The organism is Streptomyces afghaniensis (assembly GCF_044327915.1).
Taxonomy (GTDB): domain Bacteria; phylum Actinomycetota; class Actinomycetes; order Streptomycetales; family Streptomycetaceae; genus Streptomyces; species Streptomyces afghaniensis.
In genome coordinates, this window is the sequence record NZ_JBIRGJ010000013.1 from 30,404 (window position 1) to 49,472 (window position 19,069).

Below are 19,069 nucleotides of genomic sequence, written 5' to 3' on the forward strand. Positions count from 1 at the left end.
ATTGAACGTTCAAGGGTCTACGGCTGTGCCAACCCGGCGGCGGCCCGCGCTGTTCCCGCCGCACCGGTTCCCGCGTGTCAGCGCAGCGGGATCGTCACCTCGTCCTCGACCGGCGGGGCGAGTTCCTGAGCGCGGTTGCCGGTGGCCGCGAAGCAGCGCAGCCGGACCGACTCCGGGGAGACGTCCAGACGCAGGAAGCACTTGAAGAACGGCGGGCTGTACGTCGCCGAACTCGGCGAGAACAGCGACGTGTAGATCTTGCGCACGGGCAGCCGGAACCGCTTGGCCCGGTCGGGCCGGCGGCCGGTTCCGAGCAGCCCGGCGACCAGCCGGACGCGCCGGGTGACACGAGTGGCCGCGCCCGGGACACGCGTCGGCGGGATGCCCAGGCGCTCGGCGGTCACGGCCGTCGCCTCCGCCTCGGTGAGCGTGAAGAAGCGGGGCATGCGCAGCCGGCGGCCGTAGAGCCGGCTGTAGAAGGCGAGGGAGTCGCCGCGCAGCGGATAGCAGCGGAAATCCCGCTCGGTCACGTTCGCGACGTTGACGCGGGGGATGGTGTGGGTGGCGTGCATGAACGCCCCGCCGCCGCCCGCGACCACGTACTGGATGGTGCGTCCGTCGTCCAGCCGGACCGGGTAGCGCTGGTAGTTGTGGATGTCGCCGCCTATCGCCGCCACGTAGTGGTGCTCCGGGTCGCGGACGATGTCGTCGACGGTGCCGCCCCCTTCGATGGCGCACGGCTCGCGCCTGCCGTCCACGTACAGGGGCGACCCGGTGACCAGGATCTTCGGACGGGGCCCCTGGGACACCTCGCGCAGCCAGGCGCCCTGCTCGGCGTCGAGGGTGCCCAGCAGGCCCGTGTCGATGCCTATGATCCGCACCGGTCCGGCGTCGATCGCCCAGTACGGGCCCGGCTGGACGGCCTGCTGGGCGGGTGCCGAGCGCAATGTCCGTGCCTCGGCGAGGCGGTGACCGTCGTCCGGTCGCGGCCGGTGCCACAGCAGGGACCGCAGCCAGGCCCGGGTCAGCGGGCGCGGCCGGGGCTCGGGCGGCAGCGGCGCGGCGTCGTCGCAGAAGACACGCATGAAGCCGCCGAGATCCTCGTACCAGTCGTGGTTGCCGGGGATCGCGTAGATCGGCGCCTGGTAGTCCTGGTAGGGGCGGAAGAACTTGGTGCCGTAGTCGTCCGCGCTGCCCACCGGGTAGATCACATCACTGGCCAGCACGGCGAACCGGGTGTCCTGACCGGTCTTCAGGAGGCCCGGCACGACGGCGTACTGGGGGTCGTCGCCCTCACCGGTGTCGCCGATGACCAGGAACGAGAAGCGGTCCGGATCGTCGCGCCGGATCACCTTGTCGGCCGGTGCGCCGGCGGCCGCGCGCTGTGCCACCCACCGGCCTCGGGTGCGGCCGGTCGGGTCCCCGAACCAGGAGGCCAGCACGCCGTTGCGGGCGGCCCACAGCATTCTCGGGTCCAGCCAGGAGATCTTCTCGACCTGCTGCGGCATCAACTGCCGGTACGCGCCGCGTTCGCCGGTGCCCCAGCCGGCACCTTCGGCAGTATGACGTGAGGAGTCAGACACCGCTGCACCGTAACAATGATCTATGAGCCGTCCGCAGGCGGGTCGTTCAGCGGTGACGGGCGGGCGAGTCCGTGTCGTGCCACGAAGTACGGGGCGCGGGAACCGCGTTGGCGGGCCGGACGCCGGCGGTGCGGCCCGGGTGCGGGGCGGGGTTGCGGTTCCCGGCCCGCTCGCCGTGGACCAGCAGCGGGTCGAACATGACCACGACTCCGGCCAGCAGCAGGAAGACGACCGGCCCCAGCAGCATCGGCAGCAGCAGCGACAGGGGCGACTCGCCCTCCCACGTCCCGCCGGTCGTGTCGTGCACATGGACGCTGACCGCGGACATGCCCGTGTAGTGCATCCCGGACACCGCCACGCCCATCACCAGGCTGGCCCCGAGGCTCGTCAGCAGGCCGCGGATCGTGACGGCCGACCACAGCGCGGCGGTGGCTGCGGCGATGGCGATCAGCACGGACAGTACGACGCCGACCGGGTCGTAGCCGATGTCGCCGTGCAGCCGCATCGCGGCCATGCCCAAGTAGTGCATGGCCGCCACCCCCAGGCCGGTGACGACACCCGCGACCGCCAGGGTGGCACGGCCCGGGCCGCGGTAGCCGACGATGAACACGCCGATGCCCACGACGGCGACGGCCACGACGAGACTGAGCACCGTCGTGGCCGCGTCATAACGGACCCGGGTCTCCTCCACGTGGAAGCCGGTCATGGCGATGAAGTGCATCGTCCAGATCCCGCACCCGATGGAGGCCGCGCCTAACGCCAGCCAGCCCGGCTTCCAGGAACGCGCGTTCAGCAGCGAGCGCACGATGCACCGCAGCCCCAGCGCCCCTCCCAGACAGGCCATCAGATACGCCGCCACCGGGGTCACCGCACCGTAGCGGAACCCGTCGACCGTGCCCTCCATGAGACTCCCCCCGAGTCATGACTGATGTTCAGCAAGGTCTACGCGCAGGGATCGAGGGAAAGCAAGCCCTTACCGTCGGTAGGACGGCAAGGGCTTTCGGCCAGGAGTCGATTGGGGTCAGAATGTGCGCTTCAGCAGGTCGAACAGCGCCGCCCAGTGCCGCTCGTCGGCCTCCTCGTGGTACGACGCGGTGTCGGACTGCGTGAAACCGTGGGGCGCGCCCGTGTACACCTCGCACCGGTGGCGGACGCCCGCCGCGGTCAGAGCCTCCTCCAGGCGCTCGATCTGCTCCGGGGGCAGCGAGGGGTCCTCGTCGGCGTGGCCGAAGTACAGCTCGGCGGTGACCTTGCCGGCCACCAGATGCGGACTGTCCGGCGTGTCCGTCGCCAGCCGCCCGCCGTGGAAGCCGGCCGCGGCCGCGACCCGCTCCGGGTAGGTCCCGGCCGTGAGCAGCGACAGGCGTGCCCCCATGCAGTAGCCGGTCAGCGCGACCGGACCGTCGGCCACCGCGGGCGACTCGGCCAGCCAGCGCAGATACGCACCGGCGTCCCGCATCGCCCGCTCGTTCGTCAGGTCCTGCATGACCGGCACGATGCGCTCGAATATCTCCGGACGCGCCCCTGGGTCGATGAACTCGGGAAGGTCGAACAGGGGGGCGTGACCGTGCCGGTAGAACACGTTCGGCACCAGCACCGTGTAGCCCTCGGCGGCCAGCCGGTCCGCCATGGACCGCAGCCGCGGGCGCAGTCCGAAGGCGTCCATGTAGAGCAGGACCGCCGGGTGGGCGGCCCCGTCGGCGGGATGTGCCAGATACGCGTCGGCGGTGCCGTCCTCGGTGGGGATGTCGACGGCGGTTCCCTGTACGGCGGTCATGACTGGGCTGCCTCTCTGCGGGGGTGGGGGCCTGCAACCCGTCCGCGTGACCGGGCGGATCATGGTCATCGTGACACGCCCGTCCCGGGGCATTTCGCCCACCCCCAGCACGCGGTTGAACCGTGAATCGCCTTTGGCGTGCCCTTTACTCGAACCGTGAGGTGTCGCCCGCGCCGTGCCGCACGATCTCGGCCTCCCCGCCGGAGAAGTCGATGACCGTCGTCGGCTCGGTGCCGCAGTCACCGGAGTCGACCACCCCGTCCAGCACGTGGTCGAGCAGGTCCTTGATCTCCCAGCCCTGCGTCATCGGCTCCTCCTCGCCGGGCAGCAGCAGGGTGCTCGACAGCAGCGGCTCACCGAGCTCGGCGAGCAGGGCCTGGGTGACGACATGGTCGGGGATCCGCACGCCGACTGTCTTCTTCTTGGGGTGCTGCAGCATGCGCGGCACCTCCTTCGTCGCGGGCAGGATGAACGTGTAGCTGCCGGGCGTCGACGCCTTGATCGCTCGGAACACGTCGTTGTCGATCCGCACGAACTGACCGAGCTGCGCGAAGTCCTGGCACACGAGGGTGAAGTGGTGCCGGTCGTCCAGCTTGCGGATCGTACGGATCCGCTCGATGCCGTCACGGCTGCCCAGGCGGCAGCCCAGTGCGTAACAGGAGTCCGTGGGGTAGGCGACAAGAGCGTCCGCACGGATGCTGTCGGCGATCTGGCCGATGGTGCGGGGCTGGGGGTTGTCGGGGTGCACGTCGTAGTACTTCGCCATCCGCCGAGCTTATGCCGCCCGCGCGGTGCGGCGGCGCAGGGCGGGGTGCCGGCCCGCGGGCGGGCGCCGGGGCGCGTCCGCCCGGGATGCCCGGGATGAGAGCGCGGGACGTGTGAGGTAACGTCCGCGACCGGTGCGCCGGAGGCGGCGCGAGGGACGAGGGGAAGGCCGAGGTGGCTGGCCGAGAGGACGGGAACCGGCAGCAGGGGATACCTGCCGGGCAGGGGACACCGGCCGGGCCGGGACCCGCGTGGGCGGAGGAACTGCTCGAACACCTGCGTCCGGCGGGGCGCGACGTGCGCAGGGTCGTGGACTGGCTCGCCGGCGCCGTGCGCGGATCCGTGGCCCTTCAGGACGCCGCCGGGAACCTCATGGCCGGAACCCGGCTCCCGCTGGACGAGGGCCTCGTCACGGACATCACCGCCGGCCGGATCGCCTCCGCCGCCTGGGAGAGCCGGGAGTGCCATCAGCGCCTGGTCAGAGTGGGGCACCCGTCCCGCACCTGCGTCCTGGCCGTCTCCCGCGAGGCCCCCTTCGACCGCCGGGCCGCCGACGTCGTCACGCACACCGCCCAGGTGATCGAGCTCCTGCTGACCGAGCGCGAGTCGGCCGTGGCCGGGCACCGGCTCCGGCGGGCCACCGCCGACCTGCGCCTGGCCATCCTGCAACTGCTGATGGTCGAGGACACCATCGCCGCCCGCCGTGTCGCAGCCGGGCTCTGGCCCGGACTGCTCGACGCCGACACGGCGTGCGTGTACGTCGTCGAGTCCGACCCCGCCGTACGCGACCGGATCGCCGACGAGTGCCTGGACAGCACCAGGGAGGACGCCCTGGTCGTGCGCTGCCCGGCCATGGACGGCCATGTGATCGTCGTCAGCCCCCGCGACGCCACCGGCGAGACCCTGCGGTCACTGGTCGGCCGGCACCCGGACATCTTCCTCGGTGGCAGTGTCCGCCAGAGCCTCGCCCGGACCGCCACCGCGTACGGACAGGCCGTCAGCGCCCTCGCCGTCGCCCACTTCCGGCCCGACAAGACGGCGGTCTACGCCGAGCGGACTCACCCCGAACGCCTCATGGATCCGGAGGCACTGCGCGGCTGGACGGCCCGGGTGCTGCGCCCGCTCGACACCCTGCCGCACCACACCCGCGCCGAACTCCTCGCCACCACCCGCCTCGGCCTGGAGTTCACCGCCGTCAACGCCGCCAAGGTCCTCGGCGTCAGCCGCAACACCGTCCGCGCCCGCATGGAACGCGTGGAAGCCCTGCTCGGCACCGACTTCGCCGACCTCACGGTCCGGGCCGTCGTCCACCTGGCGATCAACACCCAGATCGGCCTGCCCGACGCCCAGTACCCCGACGGCACCGGTGACTCCACGCTCCGGCTCGCCGACCTGCTGTCCGGGCCCGCCGTGACCACCTGGGCCCGGGACCTGCTGGGCCGGATGGACGCGGACGCCCGGAACCCCCGCCGGACGCTGCGCACCTGGATCACCGCCGGCGGCAACGCCGAACGGGCCGCGCAGACCCTGGGCATGCACCCGCAGACCGTGCGCGAGCACGTCCGCAGCGCCGAACCCGTCCTGGAACGCCAACTCCTCGCCGCGGGCACCGACCTGTACGAGGTCGTGCTGGCCCACCTGGCCGTCGGCGACCTCGATCCGCCTGTTTTCCGCCGCCCCGGCTGACCGGCTCGCCTCCGGGACAACCGGTTGGCCAGGTCACGGCGGGACGAAACCGGGCCATCCGGACTCAGCTGTGCACGGGTGAGCCCTGTTGAGCATGCAACGGGCATCGACGCGATTCACAACGTCTCGGCCAGGGACGTAGGTTCGACGAACCGCGGGGGCTCGACCGGAACGGGGGACCGGTCGCGCTCCCGCGCGCAGCCTGCGGGCGGCAGCCCTCCTGTTGCCTCAGCCGCGCAGCCGCACGGGAATCTCCTGCCAGCCGAAGGCGATGAAGGACGGCACCTGCCGCAGGCCCTCCTCACCGGTGGCCAGGCTCAGGCCGGGGAACCGGTCGAACAGCGCCGGCAGCGCGGTCAGCGCCTCCAGGCGGGCCAGCGGTGCGCCGATGCAGCGGTGGACCCCGATACCGAACGCCAGATGGTCGTCGGAGGCGCGCGTGGCATCGAAGACGTCGGCGTCCGGCCCGTAGCGCTCGGGGTCGAGCCCCGCGGCGGCGTACGTCGTGAGGATGGCGTCTCCGGCCGGGATCGTGACGTCGCCGACGGTGAGGTCCGTGACGGCGAACCGGAGCGGCAGCGAGGCGACCGACGGGTGGGCGCGCAGCGTCTCGTCGACGACGGCGTCCCAGCCGATCTCCCCGGACCGTACGGCGGCGAGCTGCTCGGGGCGGCGGAGCAGGGCCACCACCGCGTTGCCGATGAGATTGACGGTGGTCTCGAAACCGGCCCCGATGACCAGCAGCAGCGTGTACAGCAGCTCCTCGTCGCTGAGCCGGTCACCGTCCTCGTCCCGGACCCGGATCAGCTCCGTGGTCATGTCGTCACCGGGGTGCGCGGTCTTGTGGGCGATCAGCGCGGGCAGCACCGTGCCGATCTGCCGTTGGACGGACGCCGCGTGCTCCGGGCTCGGGTCGGTGGTGTCCATCAGGGCCGCGATCATCCGGGCGGTGTCCTGGCCCAACTCGTGGGGCACACCGAACAGTTCGCAGATGATCCGCATCGGCAGCGGATGGGCGAACCCCTCCTTGATGTCCACGACCTCGCCGCCGGCCGCGTCGAGAGCGTCCAGCAGCTCCGCGGTGATCGCCCGCACCCGGGGCCGCAGCGCCTCGGTGCGCCGGTGCGTGAAGCTCGGCGCCACCAGCTTGCGCAGCCGCGTGTGGTCCGCGCCGTAGGTGGAGAGCATGTTGACCACGCCCACCCAGCTCATGATCCAGCCCCAGGACGGGTGCTCGCCGATCTCGGGCCACAGCCGCCAGTGCAGCCGCGGGTCCTTGCTGACCCGCGCGTCGAGGATGAGTTCCTTCAGCGTGTCGTAGCGCGTGGGCGCCCAGGCGGGGATCCCGCCGGGCAGCTCCACCGGCACGATCGGGCCGAGGGCGCGCAGCCGGGCGCTTTCGCCAGCGATGTCCGCGCCGAACGGGTCGAGTGCGATGCGGTCGGTCACGGTCACGTTCGTCCTCCTGGCTGATCGGGGGAGCGGGGAGTGAAACGGACGGGCAGCGCCGTCAGCGAGCGGTGGAACGGGCCGGGACGCCAGGTGAGACGCTCGCGCGGCAGCACGGGTTCCAGGTCGGGCAGCCACTGCGTGAGCCGTTCGATCGCCTCGGTGGCGATGAGCAGCGTGTGCTGCTTGACCGGGCAGGCGTGCGGGCCCGCCGACCAGGACAGGTGGGAGGCGTCGCCCGGGTGCCGGTCCGCGCCGCGCTCCTGCTCGGCGGCCTGCGCCAGCGCCCCGTACGAGATCACCACCGGCACCGCGGCCCGGATCCACGCGCCGTGGAAGGTGACCGGCGTGCGGGCGTAGTGGATGCCGTAGTTGGCGAGCGGGGTCTCGTGGTGCAGCACCTCCAGCACCGCGTCCGTCACCGGGCGGGCGCCGCTGGTGAGCGTCGAGTAGTAGTCCGGGTTGCCGAGGATCCTGGACAGCGCGTTGGACACCAGGTTGGCCGTCGGCTCGTGGCCCGCGCCGAGCGTGAGGAACACCTGCCAGGTGACCTCCTCGGGGGTCAGCCCCGCCGGATGGTCCAGCAGCCAGCTCGGCAGGTCGTCGCCGCGCCGACCGGTCTTGGCCGCGATCAGCTCCAGCACGTACCCGGCGTACTCCGCCTCGCCCTCCGCCGCCTGGGCACCGCCCTCGATCAGCTTGCCGAGCGCGGCGTCGAGCCGGTCGCCGGCGCCGTCCGGCAGACCGAAGAGGCTGTTGAACACCAGCGCCATCAGCGGCCTGGTGAACTCGCCGACCAGATCGGCCTCGCCCCGCGGCCCGATCCGGCTCACCAGCAGATGCACCGCCCGGTGCACCCTCTCCCGCAGGTCGTGCGGCTCCACCAGGTCGAAGGCGTCGATGAGGGTGGTGCGGTAGCGGATGTGGGCGGCACCGTCGGCGAACAGGGTGTTGGGCCGCCAGCGCATCATGCCGAGCACCGGGGAGTCGTCGGGGACGGTCGCCTCCCACGGCCGGGGGTCGTGCGAGAACGTCTGCGTGTCGTGCAGCAGATCCAGCGCCGCCAGCCGGTCCGTGACGACGTACGCCGGCACACCGGGCGCGAGTTCCGCCCAGCCGACCGGGCCGTGGGCCCGCAGGGCGGCGTAGTACGGGTGGGGGTCGCGGGCGAAGCCGTCCTCCCACAGGCGGACGGGCGCCGCACGGGAGAAGGCCTGCTCGGCAGGGGACGGGTGGGTCACCGGTACTCCGCGGGTCGGTGGTCGATCAGGTGCTGGACCAGGGCGAGCAGGGCGTCGATCGAGGAGTTCGCCTCCCGCGCGTCGCAGGTCACCATCGGGGTCGTCGGTTCCAGGTCCAGGGCGGCGCGCAACTGCTCGGGGGTGTGGTGCCGGGGCGCGTCCGGGAAGGTGTTGAAGGCCACCGCGTACGGCAGCCCGGCCTCCTCCACCAGCCCGAGCACGTCGAACGAGGCGTCGATCCGGCGGGCGTCGACCAGCACGAGCGCGCCGAGCGCACCGTGGGCGATGTCGCCCCACAGCGACCGGAACCGCTCCTGGCCGGGCGTGCCGAACAGATACAGCACGATCCCGCCCGGCAGGCTGATCCGGCCGAAGTCGATGGCGACCGTGGTGGTCGACTTGTCCCGGATCCCGGCGAGATCGTCGACCCGCGCGGACGCCTGGGTGAGCTGCTCCTCCGTGTGCAGCGGGCGGATCTCCGACACCGAGCCGATCAGGGTGGTCTTGCCCACCCCGAAAGGCCCCGTGACCAGGATCTTCACCAGGTCGCGGGCGGTGTCCGGGAGATGGATGCCACCGTCGCCGGCGGCGTCAACGGCGCTTGAGGTCGCGGAGGCCATCGGCCACTCTCTTCAGCAGGTCGGGGTCGAAGCGCCGGGCGGGCGGGATCGGCGCGCGGGCCAGCACCAGGTCACGGTCGATGAGGTCGTCGGCCAGCACCAGCACGGCGGAGACGGGCAGCCGCAGCAGGGCCGCGGCCTCCACCACCGTCAGCGACCCGTACTCCAGCTCCTCCAGCAGGGCCGCCTGCGCGGCGGGCAGATCGGCGGGAGCCGGCTCGCCGCTGCCGGTGAGGACCGACAGCCGTTCCAGGTGGGCACGGCTGGGCCGGGCCACCCCGCCGGTCGACAGATACGCGGGAACCAGGGGGCGGCCGCCTCGGCGCCCGGTCATGCCGGCGTGTCGCCGTCGGCCCCTCGGGGCCCGGCGGCCATCGCCTTCTCACCCAGCCGCGCGACCTGTGAGTGCACCCGGTGCGCGAGCAGGTCCAGGCGCACCTCGGGGTCGCCGTACGCGGCGACGCAGGTGCCGTGGTCGGTCGGGACGATGAGCACATAGCCGTGGTCCGACTCGATGACGACCTGCCGGATGTCGGCCCGGTCGGTGTCGGCGAACGCCGCCGCCGCGGTACGGCAGGCGCCCTGCACGGTGCTGGTGATGGCGGCGACCCGCTCGGCCGACGGCTGCGACAGCGCGTCGGTGTAACCGGTCACGAGCCCGTCCCGGGTGAGCAGGACGGCGGCCACGACGTGCGGCACCTCCAGGACCGGTTCGAGCACCCAGGCCGTGTCCCCCGTTGCGCGGCTGGTCATCGAGCCGTTCCCCCTTCGTGGTCGTTCCGGTCTCGGCCGGTGTCGTCGGGCCCGTCGGCCGTGGTCGCGGCCGGGGCATCCTCAGGTACGGCTGGAACGGCGCCGGTGTTCGGCCGGGCGGCGAAACGTGCGGCCGCCGTGCCGGACTGGAGGGCGCCGAGGGCGGCGGCGGACTCCTCGGGACGCCGCGGTCGGCGCTGCGGTGCGGGTGCGGCGGCCGGGGTGTCCGGCGGGGGCGTGACCCGGCTGCGGCGACGCCGCTGGGGGAGTCCGCCGTTGTCGCGGGGGCCGTGGTGGCCGGGGACTGGGGCGGAGACCTGCTCGGCCTGGTCCGTGCCGTAGCCGTGGTCATCGGGTGCGGTGGAGTGGGCCGCGGCGGTGGTGGTCGGCGGCTCGGGGTTCCGGGGCGCGGTGCGCGGCTCGGAGCCGTCGGACGCGCAGGCCGGGGCAGGTTCGGATGCACGGGCCGGGGCCGGCGGGGCGTCAGGTGCCTCAGCGGCATCGGGCGCCTGGGACGAGGCGGAGATCGACGCGCCACCGCCCGCCGTGACCCGCTCGGCCCTCCGCGTCGAACGCGGGGCGCTGGCCGCCGGAGGCAGTTCTTCGGGATCGATGCGGGTCAGCAGATGACTGTCGACCCGCAGCACCGCCCGCACCCCGCCGTACGGGGACGGCGAGGACAGGTCCACGCTCAGATCGAACTGCCGGGTCAGCCGGCCGATGGCGGCGAGTCCCATGCGCGGCGGGTCGCCGAGCTCGGTGAGCAGGATCGGTTCGGAGCCGGCCACCATCCGCTGGGCACGGGCCCGTTCGTCCTGCGTCATGCCCAGCCCGGCGTCGTCCACGGTGACGCAGACACCGTGGTGGACGGCCTCCAGGTTGACCACGACGTCGGTGTCGGGCGCGGAGTGCCGCAGCGCGTTGTCGAGGAGTTCGGCGACGATGATGGCGACCGGCTCGACGGCGTGGGACACCAGGGCGGTCCCGGCCTCCAGGTGGTTGTGGATGCGGACGCGCTGGTAGCCCGTGAGCCGGGCCTGACCACCCGTCACCGCGTCCACCAGATGGGACTCCTCCCGGGCCAGCCCCACCCAGGCCCCGCACACCACCGCGGCGATCTGCGCGCGCCGCAGCGACTGCTCGTTCTCGTGGTCCAGCTCGAACAGGGTCTGCGCCAACTCGGGGTCGTCATAACGCTGTTGCAGACCGCGCAGGGCGTCCTGCAACCGGTACAGCGCTGCCTGGATCTCCCGTGTGGCCCCGCGCATCCCGGCCTGCGCGGCGGCGTCGATGCGGGTGCGCTGCGCGGCGAGTTCGGTGTGCAGCCCCTTCAGCACCTGCTCCAGCGCGAGTCCCAGGGGCGAACCGGAGAGCTGCGGGCTGAGCGGGCCGGACACGGTGACGTGCGGGTGGGCCACCTGCCGGGCCGCTGCGGGCACGCGCCGCGCCGCCAGGTGCTCGACCTCGGCCGTGAACGCCCGTGTGGTGCCGTCGAGTTGCGCCCGCAGGGCGGCGATCTTCGCGCGCTGTGCGGCCAGTTGCCGCCGCGAGCGCAGCAACCCGCTGCCGAGGGCGAACGCGGACAGTGTGCCGACGGCGAGACCGCCGACGACCAGGTCCGGTAATTCGATCATCGAGTCGAGTCCAGGGAGAGTCGGGCAGGGCGGAGTCCGAGGTGCTCTGACGAGCCACCCGCAGCACAGTACACACCGTCATCGACCGGTCTCGCACGGTGGAAGGGCACTTCGTTCTGAAACCGACCGGGGTCTGTTCGCTTCTGTGGCAACTGTCAGGATTGCCGTACGGGGGAGGGGAGTTGGTGGTGCGTACGGGTCTGACCGACGGGCCGGCCGCCCGCCCGTCGAGGGCGTGACCGGACGGTCACGGAACGTGATACGGGTGGGCTGTGTGTCCCACCGGAGGACGGGTACCCGTCCGGCGCCTGAAGAGGTCCGCTCCGCAAGAAGGAGGTCCGAATGACCAGCGAGACGGAGACCGGCGGCGTGACCGGTACGCAGGACAAGGACTACAACCTGATCTGGTACGTCGAGGCGTGCCTGAACAACGCCCTGCGTCTGGAGGGCTACATCCAGGACGCGGAGCGCGCCAAGGACACCGAGGTGGCGGACCTGTTCCGCAAGGCCCAGGCGGACAGCCGCAAGGGTGCCGAACTGGGCAAGAACCTCCTGCGCGCACGCCTCAACGGCGGCTGAGGCCCCACCCGGGCCACGGGCCCGGACACCGCCGGCGGGCGGGTCCGGGCCCATTTCCCGGCGTAGCCCCTGCCCTCCTTCACGAGCTCGGTGCACGAGGCGATCCGCGTACGGGTCAGAGCCGAAATACTCCGCTCACCCGCTCGGCGAGTTCGTCCTCCGACGTGGTGAGGCCGACCGTGACGGCGGGCAGCCGGAGGCGTGCCGTCTCCTCGCGGAGGCGCTCCGTGAACAGGTGATCCCGCACGGCGACGTTGCGATTCGCCCGCTCCGGGTCACTGGTCCGCCCCGTGAACCCTCCGCCCGGCGTGCTCCGGCTCGTGACCGCCGCCTGCCGGAACTCCGGTGTGGGCAGCAGCCAGACGGCGTGCCCCGGGCCGGGGAGCAGGGGCTGAACGAGGTGCGGCAGCAGCCGGAAGCCCTCGACGACGACACAGGGTTCCCGCGGCATGCGCAGCAGGTCCTCGACAATCAGTCCGAAGCCCTCGCCGCGAAACCAGTGGAACGTCTCGAGCATGGTCTCCGGAGACCGGTTCACCCAGCGCTCGTCCATGTCCATGGCCATGAACTCGTGCAGCAGCGGCGCTTCGTGGGGCGTGGTCCGGCGAGCGTGATCCCCCATCACGTCGTCGGTCGCGTAGAGACGCCAGCCGTGCCGATCCGCGAGCCGGCGGGCGATCGTGGACTTGCCCGCGCCGCTCCCGCCCCCGATCCAGTAGACGTGCCGCATTCTGCCGCTCTCCCGTGGTCGCGTTCGGATTGTCAGTGGTGGCTGCCACGATGCCCAGAGGTTCACCGCCGCCTGGCCCCCGACCCGTGCGAGACACGTGACTGACCCCGCCCCGCCGGGTACCCGGGCATTCCGCCATGCCCGGCCGGGCGGCCGCTCGCGGCGCCGACCAGGTCGGCCACCGGCCATGAGCCGAAGGAGCCCACGCATATGACGGACGTATCCGGTACCGGTCCCGCTCCGGGCGACGACCGCGAGGTCCTCACCAACCGCCAGGGCCATCCGGTCTACGACAACCAGAACCAGCGCACCATCGGCGCCCGAGGCCCCGCCACCCTGGAGAACTACCAGTTCCTGGAGAAAATCAGCCACTTCGACCGGGAACGCATCCCCGAGCGCGTCGTGCACGCGCGCGGCGTCACCGCCTACGGCCACTTCGAGGCCTACGGCACCTGGGGCGACGAGCCGATCAGCCGCTACACCCGGGCCAAACTCTTCCAGGAACGCGGCAAACGCACCGACGTGGCGGTCCGCTTCTCCACCGTCATCGGCGGACGCGACTCCTCCGAGGCCGCCCGCGACCCGCGTGGCTTCGCGGTGAAGTTCTACACCGAGGACGGCAACTGGGACCTCGTCGGCAACAACCTCGGCGTCTTCTTCATCCGTGACGCGATCAAGTTCCCGGACGTCATCCACGCCCTCAAGCCGGACCCGGTGACCTTCGAGCAGCAGCCCCGCCGCATCTTCGACTTCATGTCGCAGACGCCCGAGGCCATGCACATGCTGGTCAACCTGTTCAGCCCGCGCGGCATCCCGGCGGACTACCGCCACATGCAGGGCTTCGGCGTCAATACGTACAAGTGGGTCAACGCCGACGGTGACACCAAGCTGGTCAAGTACCACTGGATGCCCAAGCAGGGCGTGCGCAGCATGACCGAGGAGGACGCGGCCAACGTCCAGGCGGACTCCCTCGGCCACGCCACCAAGGACCTGTACGAGGCCGTCGGGCGCGGCGACCACCCGGAGTGGGAGCTGCTCGTCCAGATGATGGACGACCACGACCACCCCGAGCTCGACTTCGACCCGCTGGACGACACCAAGACCTGGCCCGAGCAGGACTTCCCGCCGAAGCCGGTGGGCCGGATGGTGCTCGACCGGATGCCGAAGGACTTCTTCGCCGAGAACGAGCAGATCTCGTTCGGCACCGGCGTCCTCGTCGACGGCCTGGACTTCTCCGACGACAAGATGCTCGTCGGCCGGACCTTCTCCTACAGCGACACCCAGCGCTACCGGGTCGGCCCGAACTACCTGCAACTGCCCGTCAACCAGGCCAAGAACGCGGAAGTGCGCACCAACCAGCGCGACGGCCAGATGACGTACCACGTGGACGGCGGCGGCGAGAACCCGCAGGTCAACTACGAGCCGTCGATCACCGGCGGCCTGCGCGAGGGCCGCTACCCGACCCACGACGAGCAGGGACCCGTGATCGAGGGGCGGCTCACCCGCAAGCGCATCCCTCGCACCAACGACTACCTGCAGGCAGGCCAGCGCTACCTGCTCCTGGAGGACTGGGAACGGGACGATCTGGTGAAGAACTTCACCGACCTGCTGTCCGAGTGCGACCGGCCCGTCCAGGAGCGCATGGTCTGGCACTTCCTGCTGGTCGAGAACGACCTCGGGCTGCGGGTCGGCGAGGGACTGGGCATCGGCCCGGAGGACGTCGCCGGTCTGGAGCCCCTGGCGAGCCAGGACCTCACGGACGAGGACCGCGAGCGCCTGGCCAACCTGGGCAAGAACCCGCCGCGCGACGTCGAGGGCCTCACCATGACCCACTGCGTGCCGGACGAGCGGCACGTCGTGACCCGCTGACCGCTCACCCCGCCAGGGCGGTACGGGCCGCCGCGAGGGCCTGTTCCGCGTAGCCCCGGCCGAACAGCACGGCGTGCACCAGCAGCGGAAACAGCTGGTGCACGCCGACGCGGTCCGTCCAGCCGTCGGCGAGCGGCGCCTTCTCCTGGTAGCCGTCCAGTACCTGGTCCAGGTGCGGGCAGCCGAACAGACGCAGCATCGCCAGATCGGTCTCGCGGTGCCCACCGTGCGCGGCCGGGTCGATCAGCCGGACGTCCCCGTCGGCCGCCCACAGCACGTTGCCGTTCCACAGGTCGCCGTGCAGCCGCGCGGGCGGCTCGGCGGGCCCCGCCAGCTCGGGCAGTCGCTCGCACAGACGTTCCACGTCGGTCGCCTCACCGGGCTGGACGGTGCCCTGGTCGACCGCGCGCCGCAGATACGGCAGCACGCGATGCTCGGCGTACCAGCCCGGCCAGTCGGTGCCGGGCTCGTTGCGCATCGGGGCGAGCCCGATGAACGCGTCCACCGGCCCGCCCGGGGGCGGCGCGCCGAACGCGGGGGCCCCGGCGGCGTGCAGAGCGGCCAGGTCACGGCCGAAGCGGACCGCCGCCTCCCGGCTCGGCCGCCCCTGCGTGACCCGGTCGACGACCAGCCAGTTCGCGTCGTGGCCGTGCACGGCCGGTACCCGCACCGTGCCGGCTCCCGCCAGCCAGCGCAGCCCGGCCGCCTCGGCCCGCGTCGCCCCCGGATCGCCGGCGCGTTTGACGATCACCACCCGCCCGTCGTCGAGCGTCACCTCGGCGAGGGCCCCGGACAGGGGCCGTTCCCCGGTGACCGCACGCCCGGTGAGCCGGGCCACGGCATCCGTACGGGTGGTCATACGCGCTCCTCCTCGGCTCCGGGCCTGATCGACACTCAGCGTAGGGCCGCGCCCCCAGAGGGCGGCGCCCAGCCTTCGGACCCGCGACACGACGTCCGGCAACCGGATCGGCCGCGTCGCGTCAAGGCCGACGTACGCCCTGAAGCCGGCCCTGCCGGAGCCGGGACATTCGCCACGCCCCGGTCACGCGGGACGGTGAAATCCCGCCGCCCGCCGACAGAACCGGCCACCGCCGGGGGACCAGTCGGCCATGACGAGTTCACCGTTCCAGCGCACCATCGCCCTGCCCGCCCCCGTGTGCGAACAGGCCGCACAGCACCTGGAGCAGGCCGCCCACCGGGCCATCGACGGGGCCGCGATCCCCTTGAAGGCGTTCCGCGCCGCCGCCGACAACGACTTCATCTTCCCCGTGCCGGTCGTCGAGCAGGCGGCGGCGTGCCTGCTGGTCCTGGCCACCGAGACCGCCCAGACCGTACGGCCCTCCGCCCTGCGTGCCACCATCAGCGTCGCGTTGCGGCTGCGGGACGCCGTGGAACTGTCGCATCAGCCGGCTCTCAGCAGCAGGTTCTGGTAAGCCAGGGCCGTCGGCGGGGCCTGTGTTCAGGTCTGGCGGAAGGCGACCTGGACCTGGGCGCGGCGCAGTTCCTCCAGCGTGGCGCGCTGCCGCCGGGCCCGTTCGACGAGGTCGTCGAGCTGCCGCGCGTCGAGGCGCGCGTCCGTTGCGGCCAGGTCGCGCAGCGTCTGCCAGCCGGCCGTCTTGCCCTCCACTCCCAGACCCATCGCCTCAAGCTCCCACAGCGTGCTCAGCGGGGAACGCCGTACCAGGCTGCCGTTGCTCTTCAACCGGCCCACCTGCTCGACCGCCCGGCCCGCGTACACCTTGTAGCGCCGCACCGGGACGTCGAGCCGCCGCATGATGTGGAGCAGGCTCGCCCGGTCCTCGGCGATCTCGTCGGCGACCGGGGTCAGGGCGTCGGCGAGCGCCGTACCCCGGCACGAGCGCACCAGATGGCGCATCCGCGCCGTCCCGGCGGTGGCGCCGGCGAGATGGTCGTTGAGGTAGACACCCAGCAGCGACGTGTCGGTGGCCGGAGCACGGTGGGCGCCCGGCGGATCCGTTCGCTGTTCCGTCATGACACTGCTCCTGTCCTGCTCCGGCCCTGCCCCAGGGTGGCCGGAACAGGGGGTTCGCCGGACCTGTCCGGCTCGCGGAAGCCTACGCGGGGCGGGTGCCCGGGCCCCTCCGGGCGAAACGGGATCGGCGTCCCCGCCCACGAGCCCTGATTCGATGTGGCCGAGGCCACATCCCGGACGAGGTCCCGATCACGTCCGGGTGCGCGGAGCGGCGGCTACCGTCTACGGGCAGATCCCCGCTCCCCACCCCTTTCGGACGGCCCGGCAGTGCAAGCAGATCTCTCTCCTGTCATAGCGGCGACCGCCCAGTGGCTGACCCGCGCCTTCCCCGCCTCCGGCGGCGCTCTCGCCTCCGCGCTGTGCGAGGTGCAGGCCCGGCAGGCCGCGACCGTCGCGGCATGGCTCAGGTACCCGACGGAGATGGACGCCGCCCTGGTGGGTGTGGCGGGCCCCGGCGGCTCCGCGCGGCTGGACTGGGTCACCGGCGCGGACGCGTCCCAGGGTGACGACGCGGACGCGCACGCCTGGCGCACCTGGGTGGACGAGGTCGTGGCGAGCTGGGCGGCCAGTCTGCTCACCGACCCGGAGCTGGCCGCCCTGGCGGTGGCCGCGCTCGCCGAGGGCAGCCACAGCGCGGGCACACCGGCCGAGTTCCGCCGGCTCGTCGCGCCCGACGACAGCGACCAGCGCGCCGCCGCCCTGCTGCGCCACCCCGACCTGCTCGCCCCCGTGGCCGACCTGCACCGCTCCCAACTCCTCGCCCGCCTGCACCCGGGCCGCACACTGATCGCCTGACGCGGGCGCCTTGCCCCTGCCGGGGCCCGCGCCGCTTTCTCCCGGTGGTCTCGGTCCGCCGGCCTCGGGCGGTCTCTGCCTGCCGGTCTGCGGCGGCGTGGCCTCGCCGGTCTGCGGTGGCCGCGTTCGCCGGCCGGGGCGGCGCCGGCCTTGCCGGTCCGCGACGGCGGCCCGTTCGCCTGCCGGTCCGGTGGTCGCGTCTGTGAGCCGGGGCGGCGCGTCTCCCGTTCCGCGGCAGCGTCGGCCGGCCGATCCGCGGCGGCCGGAGGTGTGTGCCCGCCGGTCTGCGGTGGTGGCGTCCGCGGGTCCGGGCGGCGTCGGCCTGCCGGTCCGCGTCGACCTGAGCCCTGCCCTCGCGCCCGCCCCGTCGCCGGCTGGACGAGCACCCCGATCCCAGCTCTCCACCCCTGCCCCGACCTGCGAGAACAGCCGGTGACCCCAACCCCTCACCCTCCGTGACTCACCGGTTTGCCGTACGCGACCGTGCCCCGGGCGCACGGGCGGCGGACGCTGAGCTTGGGCTCGACGGCCTCCGGCCACCTTCCGCGGCGCGAGGCATGCACCGTCGTGCCGGGCCGTGACGCCGCTGACGGAGGAGAGACCGAGATGACCACCGCCCTCTCACGGAGCTGGGAACACGCCGTCGTCACGGGCGGCGCCGGATTCGTCGGCTCCCACCTGTGCGCCGCCCTGCTGGACGCGGGCGCGGCCGTCACCTGCGTGGACGACTTCAGCACCGGCCGGCCCGAGAACATATCCCCGCTGCTCGAACGGCCCGGCTTCACGCTCGTGCAGGCCAACGTCACCGAAGGCCTGAGGATCAAGCGAACGCCCGACCTCGTCCTGCACTTCGCCTCCCCGGCGTCCCCCGCGGACTACCTGCGCCTGCCGCTGCACACCATGGAGACGGGCAGCCTCGGCACCCGCAACGCCCTGGAACTCGCACGGTCCTCCCGCGCCCGCTTCGTCCTCGCCTCCACGTCCGAGGTCTACGGCGACCCGCAGCAGAACCCCCAGGACGAGCGCTACTGGGGCAACGTCAACCCGGTCGGCCCGCGCAGCGTCTACGACGAGGCCAAACGCTTCGGGGAGGCGCTGACCACCGCCCACGCCGACACCCACGGGACCGACACCTGCATCGTGCGGCTGTTCAACACCTACGGCCCGCGGATGCGCGGCCACGACGGACGCGCGGTGCCGACCTTCGTACGGCAGGCCCTGGCCGGCGAGCCCCTCACCGTGACCGGCGACGGCCGCCAGACCCGGTCGCTGTGCTACGTCGACGACACCGTGCGCGGCATCCTCGCGGCGGCCGCCCACGGCATGCGCGGCCCCGTCAACATCGGCAACCCGACCGAGATCACCATGCTCGACCTGGCCCGGCTGGTCGTCGAACTCGCCGGCTCCCCGTCGGAGATCCGCTTCATCGAACGCCCGGTGGACGACCCGGCCGTGCGCTGCCCGGACATCACGCTGGCCCGCGACAAGCTCGGCTGGGAGCCGCAGGTGCGCGCCGAGGAAGGGCTGCGGCGCACCATCGCCTGGTTCCGCGAGGACGCAACGGACGACTGACCTCAGCGCCCGCGCACCTCCGC

19 protein-coding genes are annotated in these 19,069 nt (G+C 72.6%); 6 read left to right on the forward strand and 13 right to left on the reverse strand.

Translation table 11 applies throughout. From position 1 onward, the window contains the following. Window positions 1-77: 77 nt before the first annotated feature. From ACH4G3_RS40115 to ACH4G3_RS40130, 4 genes are all read right to left on the reverse strand, one after another. Window positions 78-1,583: a metallophosphoesterase family protein gene (locus tag ACH4G3_RS40115; protein ID WP_397629093.1), complete on the reverse strand. Its 1,506-nt coding sequence runs from the start codon at window positions 1,581-1,583 to the stop codon at window positions 78-80. 46 nt (window positions 1,584-1,629) lie between these two features. Then, window positions 1,630-2,487 (reverse strand): MHYT domain-containing protein, encoded by an 858-nt coding sequence (locus ACH4G3_RS40120; RefSeq protein WP_397629094.1) that lies wholly within the window; start codon window positions 2,485-2,487, stop codon window positions 1,630-1,632. Between the two features lie 117 nt (window positions 2,488-2,604). After that, the gene (locus ACH4G3_RS40125; RefSeq protein WP_397629095.1) at window positions 2,605-3,360 is read right to left on the reverse strand and encodes a dienelactone hydrolase family protein; all 756 of its coding nucleotides are present in this window, start codon (window positions 3,358-3,360) and stop codon (window positions 2,605-2,607) included. Between the two features lie 145 nt (window positions 3,361-3,505). Then, on the reverse strand, window positions 3,506-4,126 hold the full coding sequence (locus ACH4G3_RS40130) for an L-threonylcarbamoyladenylate synthase (RefSeq protein WP_243377919.1): 621 nt from the start codon (window positions 4,124-4,126) through the stop codon (window positions 3,506-3,508). A 173-nt stretch (window positions 4,127-4,299) separates the two neighbouring features. On the opposite strand from ACH4G3_RS40130, the gene ACH4G3_RS40135 reads away from it, so the two are divergent. Next, window positions 4,300-5,811 (forward strand): helix-turn-helix domain-containing protein, encoded by a 1,512-nt coding sequence (locus tag ACH4G3_RS40135; protein ID WP_397629096.1) that lies wholly within the window; start codon window positions 4,300-4,302, stop codon window positions 5,809-5,811. Between the two features lie 228 nt (window positions 5,812-6,039). Here the strand turns inward: ACH4G3_RS40135 and ACH4G3_RS40140 are convergent, their stop codons facing one another. From ACH4G3_RS40140 to ACH4G3_RS40165, 6 genes are read right to left on the reverse strand one after another with little or no spacing between them, the layout of a single operon-like run. Further along, window positions 6,040-7,266, reverse strand: coding sequence for a cytochrome P450 family protein (locus ACH4G3_RS40140; RefSeq protein WP_397629097.1), 1,227 nt, complete (start codon window positions 7,264-7,266; stop codon window positions 6,040-6,042). After that, window positions 7,263-8,501 carry a cytochrome P450 family protein gene (locus ACH4G3_RS40145; RefSeq protein WP_397629098.1) on the reverse strand — a complete coding sequence of 413 codons (1,239 nt, stop codon included), beginning with the start codon at window positions 8,499-8,501 and terminating at the stop codon, window positions 7,263-7,265. The genes ACH4G3_RS40140 and ACH4G3_RS40145 overlap by 4 nt, the downstream gene beginning before the upstream one ends. Further along, complete coding sequence (locus ACH4G3_RS40150) at window positions 8,498-9,121, reverse strand: GTP-binding protein (protein ID WP_397629099.1); 624 nt, start codon at window positions 9,119-9,121, stop codon at window positions 8,498-8,500. Before ACH4G3_RS40150 ends, ACH4G3_RS40145 begins: the two co-directional genes overlap by 4 nt. Then, window positions 9,093-9,455 carry a DUF742 domain-containing protein gene (locus ACH4G3_RS40155; protein ID WP_397629100.1) on the reverse strand — a complete coding sequence of 121 codons (363 nt, stop codon included), beginning with the start codon at window positions 9,453-9,455 and terminating at the stop codon, window positions 9,093-9,095. The genes ACH4G3_RS40150 and ACH4G3_RS40155 overlap by 29 nt, the downstream gene beginning before the upstream one ends. Further along, a complete protein-coding gene (locus tag ACH4G3_RS40160) occupies window positions 9,452-9,874 on the reverse strand; it encodes a roadblock/LC7 domain-containing protein (protein WP_037673550.1) in 423 nt (140 codons plus the stop codon). Before ACH4G3_RS40160 ends, ACH4G3_RS40155 begins: the two co-directional genes overlap by 4 nt. Continuing rightward, window positions 9,871-11,508 carry an ATP-binding protein gene (locus ACH4G3_RS40165; RefSeq protein ID WP_397629101.1) on the reverse strand — a complete coding sequence of 546 codons (1,638 nt, stop codon included), beginning with the start codon at window positions 11,506-11,508 and terminating at the stop codon, window positions 9,871-9,873. The genes ACH4G3_RS40160 and ACH4G3_RS40165 overlap by 4 nt, the downstream gene beginning before the upstream one ends. Before the next feature lie 342 nt (window positions 11,509-11,850). On the opposite strand from ACH4G3_RS40165, the gene ACH4G3_RS40170 reads away from it, so the two are divergent. Beyond that, window positions 11,851-12,087: a hypothetical protein gene (locus ACH4G3_RS40170; protein WP_397629102.1), complete on the forward strand. Its 237-nt coding sequence runs from the start codon at window positions 11,851-11,853 to the stop codon at window positions 12,085-12,087. 115 nt (window positions 12,088-12,202) lie between these two features. On the opposite strand, the gene ACH4G3_RS40175 is transcribed toward ACH4G3_RS40170, so the two are convergent. Further along, window positions 12,203-12,817 (reverse strand): hypothetical protein, encoded by a 615-nt coding sequence (locus ACH4G3_RS40175; protein ID WP_397629103.1) that lies wholly within the window; start codon window positions 12,815-12,817, stop codon window positions 12,203-12,205. A gap of 210 nt (window positions 12,818-13,027) precedes the next feature. Here ACH4G3_RS40175 and ACH4G3_RS40180 point away from each other — a divergent pair, with 210 nt between their 5' ends. Further along, a complete protein-coding gene (locus ACH4G3_RS40180) occupies window positions 13,028-14,686 on the forward strand; it encodes a catalase (protein WP_397629104.1) in 1,659 nt (552 codons plus the stop codon). 4 nt (window positions 14,687-14,690) lie between these two features. Here the strand turns inward: ACH4G3_RS40180 and ACH4G3_RS40185 are convergent, their stop codons facing one another. Beyond that, on the reverse strand, window positions 14,691-15,545 hold the full coding sequence (locus ACH4G3_RS40185; protein WP_397629105.1) for a fructosamine kinase family protein: 855 nt from the start codon (window positions 15,543-15,545) through the stop codon (window positions 14,691-14,693). Window positions 15,546-15,795: 250 nt separating this feature from the next. Between ACH4G3_RS40185 and ACH4G3_RS40190 the strand changes: the two genes are divergently transcribed. Continuing rightward, window positions 15,796-16,119 carry a hypothetical protein gene (locus ACH4G3_RS40190; protein WP_397629106.1) on the forward strand — a complete coding sequence of 108 codons (324 nt, stop codon included), beginning with the start codon at window positions 15,796-15,798 and terminating at the stop codon, window positions 16,117-16,119. A 26-nt stretch (window positions 16,120-16,145) separates the two neighbouring features. Here the strand turns inward: ACH4G3_RS40190 and ACH4G3_RS40195 are convergent, their stop codons facing one another. Further along, on the reverse strand, window positions 16,146-16,679 hold the full coding sequence (locus tag ACH4G3_RS40195; protein WP_397629107.1) for a hypothetical protein: 534 nt from the start codon (window positions 16,677-16,679) through the stop codon (window positions 16,146-16,148). 267 nt (window positions 16,680-16,946) lie between these two features. On the opposite strand from ACH4G3_RS40195, the gene ACH4G3_RS40200 reads away from it, so the two are divergent. Continuing rightward, window positions 16,947-17,474, forward strand: coding sequence for a hypothetical protein (locus ACH4G3_RS40200; RefSeq protein WP_397629108.1), 528 nt, complete (start codon window positions 16,947-16,949; stop codon window positions 17,472-17,474). Between the two features lie 606 nt (window positions 17,475-18,080). Then, the gene (locus ACH4G3_RS40205) at window positions 18,081-19,046 is read left to right on the forward strand and encodes an NAD-dependent epimerase/dehydratase family protein (protein WP_397629109.1); all 966 of its coding nucleotides are present in this window, start codon (window positions 18,081-18,083) and stop codon (window positions 19,044-19,046) included. The last annotated feature ends 23 nt before the right edge of the window (window positions 19,047-19,069 follow it).

Coding starts and splice junctions, on each gene's coding strand:
- ACH4G3_RS40120 (WP_397629094.1), bottom strand. CDS start 2,487: ATGGAGGGCACGGTCGACGGGTTCCGCTACGGTGCGGTGACCCCGGTG.
- ACH4G3_RS40125 (WP_397629095.1), bottom strand. CDS start 3,360: ATGACCGCCGTACAGGGAACCGCCGTCGACATCCCCACCGAGGACGGC.
- ACH4G3_RS40130 (WP_243377919.1), bottom strand. CDS start 4,126: ATGGCGAAGTACTACGACGTGCACCCCGACAACCCCCAGCCCCGCACC.
- ACH4G3_RS40150 (WP_397629099.1), bottom strand. CDS start 9,121: ATGGCCTCCGCGACCTCAAGCGCCGTTGACGCCGCCGGCGACGGTGGC.
- ACH4G3_RS40155 (WP_397629100.1), bottom strand. CDS start 9,455: ATGACCGGGCGCCGAGGCGGCCGCCCCCTGGTTCCCGCGTATCTGTCG.
- ACH4G3_RS40160 (WP_037673550.1), bottom strand. CDS start 9,874: ATGACCAGCCGCGCAACGGGGGACACGGCCTGGGTGCTCGAACCGGTC.
- ACH4G3_RS40165 (WP_397629101.1), bottom strand. CDS start 11,508: ATGATCGAATTACCGGACCTGGTCGTCGGCGGTCTCGCCGTCGGCACA.
- ACH4G3_RS40170 (WP_397629102.1), top strand. CDS start 11,851: ATGACCAGCGAGACGGAGACCGGCGGCGTGACCGGTACGCAGGACAAG.
- ACH4G3_RS40175 (WP_397629103.1), bottom strand. CDS start 12,817: ATGCGGCACGTCTACTGGATCGGGGGCGGGAGCGGCGCGGGCAAGTCC.
- ACH4G3_RS40180 (WP_397629104.1), top strand. CDS start 13,028: ATGACGGACGTATCCGGTACCGGTCCCGCTCCGGGCGACGACCGCGAG.
- ACH4G3_RS40185 (WP_397629105.1), bottom strand. CDS start 15,545: ATGACCACCCGTACGGATGCCGTGGCCCGGCTCACCGGGCGTGCGGTC.
- ACH4G3_RS40190 (WP_397629106.1), top strand. CDS start 15,796: ATGACGAGTTCACCGTTCCAGCGCACCATCGCCCTGCCCGCCCCCGTG.
- ACH4G3_RS40195 (WP_397629107.1), bottom strand. CDS start 16,679: ATGACGGAACAGCGAACGGATCCGCCGGGCGCCCACCGTGCTCCGGCC.
- ACH4G3_RS40205 (WP_397629109.1), top strand. CDS start 18,081: ATGACCACCGCCCTCTCACGGAGCTGGGAACACGCCGTCGTCACGGGC.